Source organism: Halomonas organivorans (assembly GCF_014192055.1).
Lineage (GTDB): Bacteria > Pseudomonadota > Gammaproteobacteria > Pseudomonadales > Halomonadaceae > Halomonas > Halomonas organivorans.
In genome coordinates, this window is record NZ_JACHXM010000021.1 from 41,789 (window position 1) to 56,135 (window position 14,347).

Here is a 14,347-nt window from a genome sequence, read left to right on the forward strand (position 1 = left end):
GGCGCCATGAAGAGCAAAGCGATGAAGGTCGCGGGCTTCGGCTTTCGCCGCTCGGCCACGCTCGCCTCGCTGGCCGAGGCGCTGGAGCGGCTCGAGGCGCGCCATGGCCCGGCCGACCGGCTGGCGGCGGCCGAGAGCATGCGGCCGATGGTGCAGACCCTGGGCGATACGCGGGGCCTTGAGGTGCTGGGCGTGCCCGATGAGGCGCTGGCCTCGGCCGAGACGCTGACGCATTCCCCACGCAGCCGCCGGGCCCGCGGCACCGGCAGCGTCGCTGAGGCGGTGGCGCGGCTGGCGGCCGGGCCGGGGAGCGAGCTGCTCGGCCCGCGGCTGGTGTCGTCGGATCGATGCGCCACCGCCGCCATGGCCAACGTCGCTATGACGCAAGACACTCCGGCAGGAGAGATGCCATGACCGTTCACTTTATCGGCGCCGGTCCCGGCGCGCCGGACCTGCTGACCCTGCGCGGGCGCGACCTGATCGCCGCCAGCCCGGTGTGCCTCTACGCCGGCTCGCTGGTGCCCGAGGCGATCCTCGATCACTGCCCGGCGGACGCGCGGATCGTCAACACCGCGCCGCTGTCCCTCGACGAGATCGTCGACGAGATCGCCAGGGCTCACGCCGCCGGCCAGGACGTGGCCCGGCTGCACTCCGGCGACCTGTCGGTATGGTCGGCCATGGGCGAGCAGCTGCGCCGGCTGCGCGCGTTGGGCATTCCCTACGCCATCACGCCCGGGGTGCCGGCCTTCGCCGCGGCGGCCGCCACCCTCGGCCAGGAGCTGACGCTGCCGGGCGTGGCGCAGTCGGTGGTGCTGACCCGCACGCCGGGCCGTGCCAGCGCCATGCCGGACGGCGAGACCCTGGCCAACTTCGCGCGCAGCGGCGCGACGCTGGCGATCCATCTGTCGATTCATAACCTGGAGCAGGTGGTGGCGGAGCTCGCGCCGCGCTACGGCGACGACTGCCCGGTGGCCATCGTCTGGCGCGCCAGCTGGCCCGACCAGAAGGTGATCCGCGGGCGGCTCGACACCATTGCCGCTCGGCTCGATCCGGCCATGAACCGCACCGCGCTGATCCTGGTCGGCCCGGCGCTGGGCAGCGCCGACTTCGACGACAGCTGCCTCTACGCCATCGGTTACGACCGCCGCTTCCGGCCGCAGTCGGCGGACTCGCCCTTCGCCGAGGGCGGCATCCGCGAACATGAGGGCGCGGAACGAGAGGGCGAGGCATGATCCATCTTTCGCTGATCGGCATCGGCACCGGCAATCCCGATCACATCACCCTGGCCGGCGTGCGCGCGCTGCGCGAGGCCGAGCTGATCCTGCTGCCGCGCAAGGGCGAGGCCCGCTCGGACCTGGTCGACCTGCGCCGGCTGCTGTGCCGCAGCCTGCTCGACGAGGCCGCGCACTCGCGGGTGGTGGAGTTCGACCTGCCGCGCCGCGACGGCCGCGACGACTACCTGGGTGCGGTGGACGACTGGCACGCGGCCATCGCCGAGACCTGGCGCGAGCAGATGACGCAGCGCCTGCCCGAGGGCGGGCGGGTCGCGATGCTGATCTGGGGCGATCCCTCGCTCTACGACAGCAGCCTGCGCATCGCCGCGCGCCTCAAGGGCGCAGGGCCGGAGCAGGAGAGCGGCATGGCGCTCGAGGTCGACGTGGTGCCGGGCATCACCAGCCTGCAGGTGCTGACCGCCGAGCATTGCATCCCATTGAACGCCTTGGCCGAGCCGGTGCAGGTCACCACCGGGCGGCGCCTGCGCGAGCGCGGCTGGCCGGGCGACGCCGCCAGCGTGGCGGTGATGCTGGACGCCGGCGGCGCCTTCCAGTCGCTGGCCCCGGAGGGCCTGCACATCTGGTGGGGCGCCTATCTCGGCATGGACAAGCAGTGCCTGATCGCTGGCCCGCTGGCCGAGGTCGGTCCCGCCATCGTCGAGCGCCGTGCCGCGCTGCGCGAGTGCCACGGCTGGATCATGGATGTCTACCTGCTGGCGCGTCGGCCGCTGCTCAAATGATGGATATCGGTATGGCACCGAACACACTACGCTACTCCCTCGATCGCTGGAGAACCCGATGAAGCACGTCGACCCCGAGCGCCATGCGGCGCGCATGGCCCACAAGCAGAGAATCATGAACGAGCGGATTGCCGCCGCCGACAAGGAGCAGGGCGTGCTGCTGGTGCTCACCGGCCCCGGCAAGGGCAAGAGCAGCTCCGGCTTCGGCATGGTCGCACGCGCCCTGGGCCATGGCATGAAGGTCGGCGTGGTGCAGTTCATCAAGGGCAAGTTCCAGACCGGCGAGGAGGCCTTCTATCGCTCGCTTCCGGGCGTGGACTACCACGTCATGGGCGAGGGCTACACCTGGGACACCCAGGACCGCGAGCGCGACGTGCGCGCCGCCGAGGCGGCCTGGGCCGAGGCCAGCCGCATGCTGGCCGACCCGGACTACGCGCTGGTGCTGTTCGACGAGCTCAACATCGCCCTGCGCCACGGCTACCTGGCACTCGACACCGTGCTCGACGACCTCCAGGGTCGCCCGGCCATGCAGCATGCGGTGGTTACCGGCCGCCACGCGCCGGAGGCGTTGATCGAGCTGGCCGACACCGTGACCGAGATGAAGGTGATCAAGCACGCCTTCAAGGATCAGGGCGTCAAGGCCCAGAAGGGCGTCGAACTCTAGGCCGGCCTGAGAAGTGGCTGCGCTCGGCCTAGCCTGTTCCCGTTCCGTAGCTACGCCACTAACGATATTGCCAGGTTCGTGGGGAGTGGCTGGATGAGCGCCGGGGACGAGACGGCGCGAGGGGTTTTTGCCAGGGGTGAGGCGGATTCCGCCGAACGGGCTGGCCATGGATGGCCAGCACCGGCCCAGCAAGCGGAGCAGGATGCGAGAGCGCCGCTGGGCAAAAGTTAGCGCCCAGGGATGGGTTTACAGCGCCCTCGTGCCGGCTTGGCGCCGGGCAAGCTCATCATCCTGTGACATTAGCGCCATCCCACCACCACGATTTTCAGGAGACCGCCGCATGGCAGACCCGACCGGGCGACCCGATCACGCCTTCCCCGAGGCGCAGCGCGAGGGCCTCTACCGGGCCATCTTCGAGCGTCGCGACGTGCGCGCCCAGTTCCGCCCGGACCCGATTCCGCCCGCGGTGCTGGCGCGGCTGCTCGAGGCCGCCCACCACGCGCCCTCGGTGGGCTTCATGCAGCCCTGGGACTTCCTGCTGATCGACGACCGCGAGGTGCGCGAGCGCGTGCACGCCATCTTCGAACGCGAGAACGCCAAGGCGGCCGAGGCCCACACCGGCGAGCGCGGCGCGCTGTATCGTCGCCTCAAGCTGGAGGGCATCCTCGAGAGCCCGCTCAACCTGTGCATCACCTGCGACCGCAGCCGCGGCGGCGAGCACGTGCTGGGACGCCAGAGCATCGTCGACATGGACCTGTTCAGCACCTGCCTGGCGGTCCAGAACCTGTGGCTGGCGGCTCGGGCCGAGGGCATTGGCGTGGGCTGGGTCAGCATCCTCGATCAGGACGAGCTGATCGAGGTGCTGGGCCTGCCGGAGACCGTCTATCCGCTCGCCTACCTGTGCCTGGGCTACGTCGACGCGTTCCTCGATCGTCCCGAGCTGGCCCGCGCCGGCTGGCGTCAGCGCCTGCCGCTGAGTGAGCGAGTGCACGGCAGCGGCTGGGGCGAAGCGGCGGACTCCCCTGAGCTGTTCGAGGCCCTCGCGGCCAGGGAGGGCGAGCGATGAGGGCGCTGATGATCCAGGGCACCACCTCGGACGCCGGCAAGAGCACGGTGGTGGCGGGGCTGTGTCGGCTGCTGGCGCGGCGCGGGGTGTCGGTGGCGCCCTTCAAGCCCCAGAACATGGCGTTGAACAGCGCCGTGACGGCGGAGGGCGGCGAGATCGGCCGCTCCACGGCGCTGCAGGCGCTGGCCTGCGGGCTGGCGCCCCACGCCGACATGAACCCGGTGCTGCTCAAGCCCGAGACCGACCGCGGCGCCCAGGTGATCCTCGACGGCCGGGTTCACGGCCATATGGATGCGCTGGATTACCACGCCTTCAAGCGTCAGGCCCGGGAGACCGTGCTGGCGGCCTGGGAGCGACTGACTTCACGCCATGATCTCGTCATTGCGGAGGGCGCGGGGAGTCCTGCTGAAATCAATCTTCGTGCCAATGATATCGCCAATATGGGCTTCGCCGAGGCGGTGGACTGCCCGGTGTGGCTGGTGGCCGACATCGACCGCGGCGGGGTCTTCGCCCAGCTGGTAGGCACCCTTGAGCTGCTTAGCGAGTCCGAGCGCGCGCGCACCACCGGGCTCGTGATCAACCGCTTCCGCGGCGACATCGCCTTGCTCGAGCCGGGCCTCGACTGGCTCACCGAGCGCACCGGCAAGCCGGTGACGGGCGTGCTGCCGCACCTCAATGGCCTGCTGCTGGACGCCGAGGACGGCTTGGGGCTGACCGAGAGCGCCGCCGAAGCGCCGGGGCTGCGCGTGGCGGTGCCGGCGCTGCCGCGAATCAGCAACCACACCGACCTCGACGCACTGCGCCTGCATCCGCGGGTCGAGCTGACGCTGGTGGGGCCCGGGCAGGCCATGCCGCCCGCCGACGTCATCCTGCTGCCCGGCAGCAAGAGCACCGCCAGCGACCTGGCCTGGCTGCGACGCCAGGGCTGGGAACCGGCGATACGTCGCCATCTGCGCTACGGCGGCCGGGTGCTCGGCATCTGCGGCGGCTTCCAGATGCTCGGCGAGGCCATCGACGACCCGGACGGCCTGGAGGGCGAGGCCGGCAGCGTGCCGGGGCTGGGGCTTCTTGCGATGCGCACCCGCATGGTGGCCGGCAAGCAGCTGCGCAACGTGCGCGGGCGGTTGATGGGGGGGGCAGGCGGAGAGGACGTGGCGGTGAGCGGCTACGAGATCCACAACGGCGTCAGCGAGGGCCCGGGGCTGGCGCGACCGCTGCTCGACCTCGATGGCCGCCCGGACGGTGCGGTGAGCGAGGATGGCCAGGTGATGGGCACCTACCTGCACGGCCTGTTCGACGAGGCGCCGGCGGCCGCCGCGCTGCTGGCCATGCTGGGGCTCGAAGGCGAGGACGGGGCCGTGGATCTGGCCGCCCACCGCGAGCGCCAGCTCGACCGGCTGGCCGATACCCTGGAGGAACATCTCGATCCGGCCGCCATCGAGGCGCTGGCGATGGGCAGGGTCCTCGGCTACCATCGCGCGCATCGGTAATCACCGGCCCTTGCGGCGTTTCCATCCTTCAAAGACAACAGGGTTCCATGGGCAAGCAATCAAAGGTCGCCGAGAGCAGCTGGGAAAACCTGCTGAGGATCTTCACCGTTCCCGAGGCGCCGGGATCGACGCTGAACCGTCTGGACAGGGACATCTCGACGAATCTCTCCGGCTTCCTCGGGGAGCATATCGTCGCGGAAGAGAACGACCTGGCCGTCATCGAGCAGGACTTCAGCGATGCCAGGATCCCGGAAGCGCCCGCCTTCGTCTCGGAGCAGACCCAGTTCCTGCTCGACAAGGTGGTCTCGCAGTCGGTGCATACCGCCTCGCCCAGCTTCGTCGGCCACATGACGTCGGCACTCCCGTACTTCATGATCCCGCTGTCGAAGATCATGATCGCGCTCAACCAGAACCTGGTGAAGACCGAAACCTCCAAGGCCTTCACGCCGCTGGAGCGTCAGGTGCTGGGCATGCTGCATCGTTTGATCTACGGGCAGCCTGATGATTTCTACGACAGCTGGCTGCACCACAGCGAGCGTCGCCTCGGCGCCTTCTGCTCCGGCGGCACCGTGGCCAATATCACCGCGCTGTGGGCCGCGCGGAACCGGGCCTTCGGCCCGGATGGCGAGTTCCCGGGCATCAGCCGCGGCGGCGTGTTCAGCGCCATGCGGCACTATGAGTGTGAGGGCGCGGCGGTGCTGGTCTCCGAGCGCGGCCATTACTCGCTCTCCAAGGCGGCCGATGTACTGGGGATCGGGCGGGACCAGATGGTGGCCGTCGAGACAGATGGGTATAACCGCATTCGGCCCGATGCCCTGGTCGCCACGCTGAAGCGGCTCAAGCAGCAGCGGATACGGCCGTTTGCCCTGGTCGGTATCGCCGGCACGACCGAGACCGGCAACATCGATCCGCTGGACGGCCTGGCCGATATTGCCGCAGAGCATGGCATCCACTTCCACGTGGATGCCGCCTGGGGCGGACCGACGCTATTCTCGGAGCGCTACCGGCCGCGTCTCGCCGGCATCGAACGGGCCGACTCGGTCACCATCGATGCCCACAAGCAGCTCTATGTGCCGATGGGGGCGGGCATGGTGCTGTTCCGCGAGCCGTCCGCCCTCGGCAGCATCGAGCATCATGCCCAGTACATCATTCGGCAGGGATCCCGGGATCTTGGCAGCACCACCCTGGAAGGCTCCCGGCCCGGCATGGCGATGCTGGTGCAGTCGGCCCTGAAGATCATCGGACGTCAGGGGTATGCGATGCTGATCGACAATGGCATCCAGCTGGCTCGGCGCTTCGCCGACCGTATCACGGCGCTCGACGACTTCGAACTGGTCACCGAGCCGGAGCTCAACATCCTCACCTATCGCTGGGCGCCACCCGAGGTTCAGGCGCTGCTGGGCAAGGCCGACGATGCGCTGCGTCAGCGGATCAACGACCACCTGAATCGCATGACCCAGTCCATTCAGAAGATCCAGCGCGAGCGGGGCAAGGCCTTCGTGTCGCGCACACGGCTGACGCCGAGTCGCCACGGCGGCCAGGCCATCACGGTCTTCCGCGTCGTGCTGGCCAACCCCCTGACCACCGACCAGGTGCTGCGCGAGCTCATCGAGGAGCAGCGCCAGATTGCCGCAGAGCAGCGAGAAAGCGCCGACTTCGCTGAGCTGAAGGCGCTGCTGGCCTCCCATTATCGCCAGGGGTGATCGTGTCGGCGTCCCGACACCGGGCCGCCGGTAGGCCGCTCAGGAGGCCGTGTCGAAGCGCGTGGGATCGTCGCTGATCACCGCGTCGACGCCCCACTCCCAGCGCGGGGCGAAGGCGTCCGGGTCGTTGGCGGTGTAGCAGAGCAGAGCGAAGCCGGCGGCCTTGATCGCCTTGGCGCGTTCGGCCTTCAGCGGCTTCCAGTTGGCGTGCACGCTGACGGCCTGCACCGCCTCGGCGCGGGCCTGCCAGTCGCGCGGCACGCGGTCGAACAGCGCGCCCAGGGCCAGCCGTTCGGGGCCGGCCAGTGCCCGGCTGACCCTCAGTGCCCGTTCGTCGAAGGACGACACCAGTCGCCGCTCGAACGGCAGCGCCTCCATCACCGCCGGCACCGCCGCCTCGGCCAGCGCCGCCGGGTCGTGGCCGCGGTTGACCTTGAGCTCCAGGTTGACGCCCATGCCGAGCTCGACGAGCAGCGCGAGCATTTCCTCGAGCGTCGCCATCCGCTCGCCGGCGAAGGCGGGCGCGAACCAGGCGCCTGCGTCCAGTCGGCGCGCCGCGGCGATGTCCAGCGTGGCCAGCCGGCCGCGGCCGTTCGAGCAGCGCGCCACGTCTCGGTCGTGCCAGATCACCGCGGTGCCGTCGCCGAGCCGCTGCACGTCGAGCTCGACCCAATCGATGCCGGCGTCGTGGGCCGCCCGCACCGCCGCCAGGGTGTTCTCTGGCGCGCGGGCGGAGAGGCCGCGATGGGCGATCAGGCGGGGGAGGTCGGGGTGTGGCATGCGGGCTCCAGGTCATCCAGGCGCTGCCCGGAGTCGGGGTCGAAGATGTGCAGGCGGTCGGTGTCCGGGCGCAGGATCAGACTATCGCCTTCGGCCACCGGCTGGATACCGTCGATGCGCGCCACCACCAGGTCGTCCTGACCGTCGAGCCGCGCGTGGACGAGGGTGTCGGCGCCCAGCGGCTCGACCAGCTCGACCCGGACTGCCAGGGTGCCGCCTCCGTTTTGGCCCTCGGGGACGATGGCCAGATGCTCCGGGCGGATGCCCAGGCACACCGGGGTGTCGCGAGTCTCGCCGGCCTCTCCTGGCCAGGGCGAGGCCAGCTGGGTGCCGCAGGGGAGCGTCAGGACGTCACCCGAACGACGGGCGTCGAGGAAGTTCATCGCCGGTGAGCCGATGAAGCCGGCCACGAAGCGGGTCGCCGGGCGCTCGTAAAGGTGCATCGGCGTGCCGACCTGTTCGATGCGCCCGCCGTTCATTACCACCAGGCGATCGGCCAGGGTCATGGCCTCGACCTGGTCGTGGGTGACGTAGACCGACGTCACCCCGAGGCGCTTCTGCAGGCGGCGGATCTCGATGCGCATCTGGACGCGCAGCTTGGCATCCAGGTTGGAGAGCGGCTCGTCGAACAGGAATACCTTGGGCTCGCGCACGATGGCGCGCCCCATGGCCACCCGCTGGCGCTGGCCGCCGGAGAGCTGCTTCGGGCGCCGGTCGAGCAGGTCCTCGAGCCCGATCAGCCGTGCGGTCTCCTCGACCTTGCGCCGGCGTTCGGCCTTCGGCACGCCGCGATTCTTCAGCGCATAGCCCATGTTGTCGGCCACGCTCATGTGCGGGTAGAGGGCGTAGTTCTGGAACACCATGGCGATATCGCGCTCGGCGGGCTCCAGGTCGTTGACGCGGCGCCCGTCGATGGCGAGCTCGCCGTCGCTGATCGACTCGAGACCGGCGAGCATGCGCAGCAGGGTGGACTTGCCGCAGCCCGACGGGCCGACCACCACGATCAGCTCGCCGTCGGCGATCTCGAGGTCGACGCCGTGCAGGGCGGTGAAGCCGTTGGGATAGGTCTTGCTCAGGGCGTCCAGGCGGAGGGTGGCCATAGGCATGTCTCGTTGATCGGTGAAAGCATCATTTCTCGGCGTCGACCAGCCCCTTCACGAAGTAGCGCTGCATCAGCACGATCACCGCCACCGGCGGCAACATGGCCAGCAGGGCGGTAGCCATGACCGTTTGCCAGGGCACCAGGTTGTCGGCCGAGGAGAGCAGGCGCTTGAGGCTGACCACGATGGTCATGTGGTCCGCCTCGGTGGTGATCAGCAGCGGCCAGAGGTACTGGTTCCAGCCGTAGAGGAACATGATCACGAACAGCGCCGCGATATTGGTCGTCGACAGCGGCAGCAGGATGTCCTTGAGGAAGCGCCAGGGACCGGCGCCATCGACCCGGGCCGCCTCGAGCAGCTCCGGCGGCACGGTGAGGTAGAACTGCCGGAACAGGAAGGTCGCGGTGGCGCTGGCGATCAGGGGCAGGATCAGCCCGACGTAGGAGTTCAGCAGACCCAGGTCTGCCGCCACCTTGTAGGTGGGCATGATGCGCACCTCCACCGGCAGCATCAGGGTGATGAAGATCAGCCAGAAGCACAGCCGGCGCAGCGGAAAGCGGAAGAACACGATGGCGTAGGCGGCCAGGATGGCGATGACGATCTTGCCGCAGGCGATGCCCAGCGCCATGACCGTCGAGTTGAACAGCAGCCGTGACGCGTCGGTGCCGAGCCGGCTGACCGGCTCGGTGAGTACGGCGCGGAAGTTGTCGAGCCCCTGCTCGCCGAACCACAGCGGTGCGGTGCCGGTATATAGCGAGGCCTGGTCGTGGGTGGCGGCGGTGATGGCCAGCCACACCGGCAGGCAGAAGGCGATCAGGGCCAGGATCAGCAGCCCGTGGCTGACGATGTCCAGTCCGCGGCGGCGGTAGCGCATGGGGCGTTTCTCCGATGTCAGTACTGGACCTTGCGCTCGAGATAGCGAAACTGCAGCAGCGTCAACAGGCCCACCAGCCCCATCAGCAGCACCGACTGGGCGGCGCTGGAGCCCAGGTCATAGCCGATGAAGCCGTCCTCGAAGACCTTGTAGACCAGCGTGCGCGTGGCGCCGCCGGGCCCGCCGGCGGTGGTGGCATCGATGGTGCCGAAGGTCTCGAAGAAGGCATAGACGCTGTTCATCACCAGCAGGAAGAAGCTGGTCGGCGACAGCAGGGGAAAGGTGATGGTCCAGAAGCGCCGCCAGGGACCGGCGCCGTCGATGGCCGCGGCTTCCAGCAGGCTGCGGGGAATGGCCTGCAGGCCGGCCAGGAAGAACACGAAGTTGTAGCTCATCTGCTTCCAGATCGAGGCCATCACCACCAGCGCCATGGCCTGTCCGCCGTTGAGCTGGTGATTCCAGTCGATGCCGAGCGCGCCGAGCCAGGCGCTGATCAGGCCGAGCTCCGGGTCGAGCATGAAGCCCCACAGCACGCCGGCGACCGCCGGCGCCACGGCATAGGGCCAGACCAGCAGGGTGCGGTAGGCGGTGGCACCCTTGATCACCCGGTCGGCGAGTACCGCCAGCAGTAGCGCCAGGGCCATGGCGCCCAGCGCCACGCCGGCGCTGAAGGCCACGGTGATGCCCAGCGCCCGGTAGTATTCCGCCGAGGCGAGCACCCGTGCGAAGTTCTCGAAGGCGACGAAGGTGCGCCCGAGACCGAAGGGGTCCTCGACGTAGAAGGCCTGGAGCATGGCCTGGGCCGCGGGCCAGAAGAAGAACATCGCGACGATGGCCAGCTGCGGGCTGAGCAGCAGCCAGGGCGTGATGCGGTGATGTTGGAAGGTCGCCATGGTCGTCGGTTGCCGGAACGGGTGGGAGCCGGCACGCCGAGGCGGCGTGCCGGCACTGGGCCAGGGGCTAGGGATTCAGGGGCGGATCAGCCGTTGGCCTGCTGGAAGCGCTGCAGCAGTTCGTTGCCACGTCGCACGGCCTCGTCCAGGCCTTCCTGGGCGCTTACGTCGCCGTTGAAGATGCGCTCCAGCTGCTCTTCGATCACGTCACGGATCTGCGGCATGTTGCCCAGGCGCAGCCCCTTGGAGTTGGCCGTGGGCGTGACGCCGGTCATCTGCTCGATGGCCACGGCGCTGCCCGGGTTCTGCTCGTAGAAGCCCTGCTGCTGGCCGAGCTCGTAGGCCGCCTGGGTGATCGGCAGGTAGCCGGAGAACTGGTGCCAGTCGGCCTGGACCTCGGCGGAGGACAGGTAGTCGAAGAAGCGCGCCACGCCCTGGTAGACCTCGTCGCTCTTGCCGGACAGCACCCACAGCGAGGCGCCGCCGATGATGCTGTTCTGCGGCGTGTCGATCAGGGCATCGTCGTAGGGCAGCGGGGCGACGGAGAAGTCGAAGTCTTCCGCGTTGGCGCGCACGCCCGCCAGCGAGGCGGAGGACGCCATCAGCATGGCGCAGCGGCCGGTGTAGAAGGCCGGGGCGGCCTCGTCGAAGCGACCGCCGTAGTCGAAGCGGCCGTCCTGCTGCCAATCGGCCAGGCGCTGGATGTGATCGACGGCGGCGGTGTCGTTGATGGTCAGGCGGGCACCGAGGCCGCCGAAGCCGTTCTGCTCGGTCGCGAAAGGCAGGTCGTTGCGCGCCGAGAAGTTCTCGAGCTGGATCCAGGACGGCCAGGTGGTGGTCATGCCGCACTCGGCGGCGCCGGAATCGACGATCCGGCCCAGCGTCTCGCCGAGCCCTTGCCAGGTGGTCGGCACCTCGTCCACGCCGGCCTCGGCGAGGATGTCGCGGTTGACGTAGACCACCGGCGTCGAGGAGTTGAAGGGCATGGACAGCATCTGGCCGTTGGCGTCGGTGTAATAGCCGGTCACGGCGGGCAGGAAGGCGTCGGGATCGAAGTCCAGGCCCGACTCGCTCATCAGCTCGTGGACCGGCACGATGGCGCCCTCGGCGTTCATCATGGTGGCGGTGCCGACTTCGTAGATCTGCACGATGGCCGGGGCCTCGCCGGCGCGGAAGGCGGCGATGGCGCCGGTCATGGTCTCCGAGTAGTTGCCACGGAAAGAGGGTTTGACGACGTAGTCGTCCTGGGAGGCGTTGAAGTCGGCGGCGATCTCGTCGACCTTGTTGCCGAGTTCGCCACCCATGGCGTGCCACCAGGCGATCTCGGTGGCGCCTTGGGCAGACAGCGACAGGCCGGCGGCGGCCATCCCCAGGGTCAGTGCTCCCACGTGAAGGCGTGGCATCGGAATCTCCTTTTCCATTGGGTCTCTTGGCAGTCAGGAAGCCCGAGCCAGGCGGCGATCACAGCATTCGGGCATTGATACATTAGGTCCTGACGATGACAGTCCAATGAAAGCTAGATCATGCCATCGCGCGTCGCCATGCTGCGGGGGCGAGATGCGGCGAGGAACGGTCGCAAGGGGCAGGTAAAGAAGCGGGACTGGGCCGCCGTCCATGAGGAACCGGGCCTGGACGCCGTGCCTGGCGCGGGTAAGATGAAATCGGCGCCCGGTGCAGGAGGTTCCCATGCGACGCTACATCGGCGACTGGTTGAGCCGTTACCTGACCAAGCCGCTGCCGGGATTGAAGACCCTCGAGGCAGTGGATCTCGACCACCTGACCGCCTGCCTGCGGCCCGGCGATGTGCTGGTGGTGGAGGGCAATACCCGGGTCAGCACGGCCATCAAGTACCTGACCCAGTCGACCTGGTCCCACGCTGCCCTCTGCGTGGGCGAGGCCTTCCAGGATGCCGGCGGCGGGCCGATGGGGCTGATCGAGGCTGATATGCGCCAGGGCGTGCGTCGGGTGGGGGTCGAACACTATGCCGGTTTGCACAGTCGAATCTGCCGGCCGGTGGGGCTGGAGGACGCGGAAGTGGCTCGGCTGGTGGCCTTTGCCGGAGAACGCCTGGGCGAGCGCTATGATCTGCGGCACGTGCTTGACCTGGCGCGCTACCTGATGCCGACACCGCCGGTGCCGTCGCGCTGGCGGCGTCCGATGCTGGCGCTGGGGAGCGGCGATCCTACCCGGGCGATCTGCTCCACCCTGATTGCCCAGGCCTTCCAGTCGATCCGCTATCCGATCCTGCCGCGCGTGGTACCCGCCGAGTCGCTGGACCCGTCCTGCTGGGGGTGCGAGATACGGGTGCTCTATCCCCGGCACTACAGCCATTTCGTACCGCGCGACTTCGATGTCTCGCCCTATTTCCAGGTCATCAAGCCGACCCTGGATCGCCATTTCGATTATCGCCGTCTGGTATGGGGCGCCGTGCCGGACGACGGCGGGGCCGGCCCGGACGCGGCGTGACGAGTGTGCTAGGCTGCGCGATTTCGTGCCCGGTCGCGACGGGCGTCAGGTATCGAGGGAGAGCCGAAAGCAATGAGAGTGGTGCATATCAAGAACGCGGCCCAGCGTGAGGCCTGCCTGGCCCGGTTGTGTGCCGAGGCCTATGGCCAGGAAGCAGGGATTGCCCCGCTGGTGACCTTTGCCGGCGTGACGGGGGTGCTGTTCGAGCAGGAGGCCGCTCGCCTGTTGGCGCTGGTCGACGACCAGTCGCGGCCCGTGGCGCTGGCGCTGCTGGCGTTGGACGAATCGGGTGGCGGCATGACCGTCATGCAGCTGGCGGATATTGCCCCCTCTGACGCCGTGAAGGCCCCGGCGATGCGGCTGGTGAGCGAGCTGGCACTGCGTGCGCCGCTGCGCGTGGACGCGGTCGATACGGCGCAGGAGCAGCGGTTTCGCGAGGTCGGTATCGATCGCTGGTTCAGCGGCAAGGACGGGGTGCGTATTGGCCTGTCGAAACGTCATCCGGCCACCGGGCTCGCCGACCTGCCGCGCACCCTGACGGTGGACGAGCAGGGCGTGGTGCAGTCGTTCAAGCGCGACCGCGCACAGTTCGACGACTACAAGCAGCGCTTCGTGAAGGGGCTCGAGAACTTTCCCGCCACACTGTCGGCAAGCCATTGATGGGACGCACGCCGCCGAGGCGGCGGCGTCTCTGAGCTCGCGTTATTCCTCGGTCACCGTGAAGGTGCCGTTCATCATGCTGTAGTGGCCCGGGAAGGAGCAGAAGAAGGTCAGGTCGCGCCCGGCCAGGCCTTCGGTGGAGAAGGTGATGGAGGTGCTCTCGCCGCCGCCGATGACCTCGGTGGCGGCCAGCACACGCTCGTCGTCCTTCGGCAGGTAGTCATTCTCCAGCCCGGCGTTCATGCCGGCCTGGGCCACGGCCTGGTAGTCGTCGGTCTCGGCGAGCACCCAGTTGTGGCCCATCACGTTGGCCTCCATCGAGCCGGTGTGCTCGAGCGTCAGGGTGACCTCGTCGCAGCTGGCCGGCACGCTCATGGCGTCCTGGTCGAACTGCATCTGGTCGTTGCCTTCGATGGTCAACTGGCAGGCGTTGTCGTCCTGGGCCATGGCGGGCGAGGCGGCGAGCGTGGCGGCCAGGGCGGTGGCGATCAGCATCCAAGTGGCTTTCATGGGGGGTATCCTTTTTGTCGTCACTTTGGTGTATTTAATGTATACAGTTTTTTATTTTTTGGTACCCATGTCGTTCTGTCAAGCCTTGCCGTCATGCGCGGTGCTTGACCGCGCGTGACGGGGGCGC

At 68.7% G+C, this 14,347-nt stretch carries 15 protein-coding genes; 9 read left to right on the top strand and 6 right to left on the bottom strand.

Going from position 1 to position 14,347, the window contains the following annotated elements; genetic code table 11:
• The first annotated feature begins 6 nt into the window (after positions 1–6).
• The 7 genes from FHR96_RS16450 to panP all read left to right on the top strand — a co-directional run bounded on the left by FHR96_RS16450 (position 7) and on the right by panP (position 6,937).
• Entirely contained in the window at positions 7–414 is a 408-nt protein-coding gene (locus FHR96_RS16450; RefSeq protein ID WP_183388812.1) for a cobalamin biosynthesis protein, read from the top strand.
• Positions 411–1,232 (top strand): precorrin-4 C(11)-methyltransferase, encoded by an 822-nt coding sequence (cobM, locus tag FHR96_RS16455; RefSeq protein ID WP_183388813.1) that lies wholly within the window; start codon positions 411–413, stop codon positions 1,230–1,232. The genes FHR96_RS16450 and cobM overlap by 4 nt, the downstream gene beginning before the upstream one ends.
• Complete coding sequence (gene cobF, locus FHR96_RS16460; protein ID WP_183388814.1) at positions 1,229–2,014, top strand: precorrin-6A synthase (deacetylating); 786 nt, start codon at positions 1,229–1,231, stop codon at positions 2,012–2,014. The genes cobM and cobF overlap by 4 nt, the downstream gene beginning before the upstream one ends.
• Before the next feature lie 58 nt (positions 2,015–2,072).
• A complete protein-coding gene (cobO, locus tag FHR96_RS16465; RefSeq protein WP_183388815.1) occupies positions 2,073–2,678 on the top strand; it encodes a cob(I)yrinic acid a,c-diamide adenosyltransferase in 606 nt (201 codons plus the stop codon).
• A gap of 340 nt (positions 2,679–3,018) precedes the next feature.
• Positions 3,019–3,744 carry a 5,6-dimethylbenzimidazole synthase gene (bluB, locus tag FHR96_RS16470; RefSeq protein WP_183388816.1) on the top strand — a complete coding sequence of 242 codons (726 nt, stop codon included), beginning with the start codon at positions 3,019–3,021 and terminating at the stop codon, positions 3,742–3,744.
• The gene (locus tag FHR96_RS16475; RefSeq protein WP_183388817.1) at positions 3,741–5,234 is read left to right on the top strand and encodes a cobyric acid synthase; all 1,494 of its coding nucleotides are present in this window, start codon (positions 3,741–3,743) and stop codon (positions 5,232–5,234) included. The genes bluB and FHR96_RS16475 overlap by 4 nt, the downstream gene beginning before the upstream one ends.
• A gap of 47 nt (positions 5,235–5,281) precedes the next feature.
• On the top strand, positions 5,282–6,937 hold the full coding sequence (gene panP, locus FHR96_RS16480) for a pyridoxal-dependent aspartate 1-decarboxylase PanP (protein WP_183388818.1): 1,656 nt from the start codon (positions 5,282–5,284) through the stop codon (positions 6,935–6,937).
• Positions 6,938–6,976: 39 nt separating this feature from the next.
• Here panP and FHR96_RS16485 read toward each other — a convergent pair whose 3' ends face one another.
• The 5 genes from FHR96_RS16485 to ugpB form a co-directional block, all read right to left on the bottom strand.
• The gene (locus FHR96_RS16485) at positions 6,977–7,717 is read right to left on the bottom strand and encodes a glycerophosphodiester phosphodiesterase family protein (RefSeq protein ID WP_183388819.1); all 741 of its coding nucleotides are present in this window, start codon (positions 7,715–7,717) and stop codon (positions 6,977–6,979) included.
• Positions 7,690–8,817 (bottom strand): sn-glycerol-3-phosphate import ATP-binding protein UgpC, encoded by a 1,128-nt coding sequence (locus tag FHR96_RS16490; protein WP_183388820.1) that lies wholly within the window; start codon positions 8,815–8,817, stop codon positions 7,690–7,692. Before FHR96_RS16490 ends, FHR96_RS16485 begins: the two co-directional genes overlap by 28 nt.
• Before the next feature lie 28 nt (positions 8,818–8,845).
• On the bottom strand, positions 8,846–9,691 hold the full coding sequence (gene ugpE, locus FHR96_RS16495) for a sn-glycerol-3-phosphate ABC transporter permease UgpE (RefSeq protein WP_183388821.1): 846 nt from the start codon (positions 9,689–9,691) through the stop codon (positions 8,846–8,848).
• 17 nt (positions 9,692–9,708) lie between these two features.
• Positions 9,709–10,584, bottom strand: coding sequence for a sn-glycerol-3-phosphate ABC transporter permease UgpA (ugpA, locus tag FHR96_RS16500; RefSeq protein ID WP_183388822.1), 876 nt, complete (start codon positions 10,582–10,584; stop codon positions 9,709–9,711).
• Between the two features lie 86 nt (positions 10,585–10,670).
• Positions 10,671–11,987 carry a sn-glycerol-3-phosphate ABC transporter substrate-binding protein UgpB gene (ugpB, locus tag FHR96_RS16505; protein ID WP_183388823.1) on the bottom strand — a complete coding sequence of 439 codons (1,317 nt, stop codon included), beginning with the start codon at positions 11,985–11,987 and terminating at the stop codon, positions 10,671–10,673.
• Positions 11,988–12,270: 283 nt separating this feature from the next.
• Between ugpB and FHR96_RS16510 the strand changes: the two genes are divergently transcribed.
• A complete protein-coding gene (locus FHR96_RS16510; protein ID WP_183388824.1) occupies positions 12,271–13,050 on the top strand; it encodes a C40 family peptidase in 780 nt (259 codons plus the stop codon).
• A gap of 72 nt (positions 13,051–13,122) precedes the next feature.
• Entirely contained in the window at positions 13,123–13,710 is a 588-nt protein-coding gene (locus tag FHR96_RS16515; protein WP_183388825.1) for a hypothetical protein, read from the top strand.
• Positions 13,711–13,752: 42 nt separating this feature from the next.
• Here the strand turns inward: FHR96_RS16515 and azu are convergent, their stop codons facing one another.
• Positions 13,753–14,220, bottom strand: a complete 468-nt coding sequence (azu, locus tag FHR96_RS16520; protein ID WP_183388826.1) for an azurin — start codon at positions 14,218–14,220, stop codon at positions 13,753–13,755.
• Positions 14,221–14,347 lie beyond the last annotated feature (127 nt).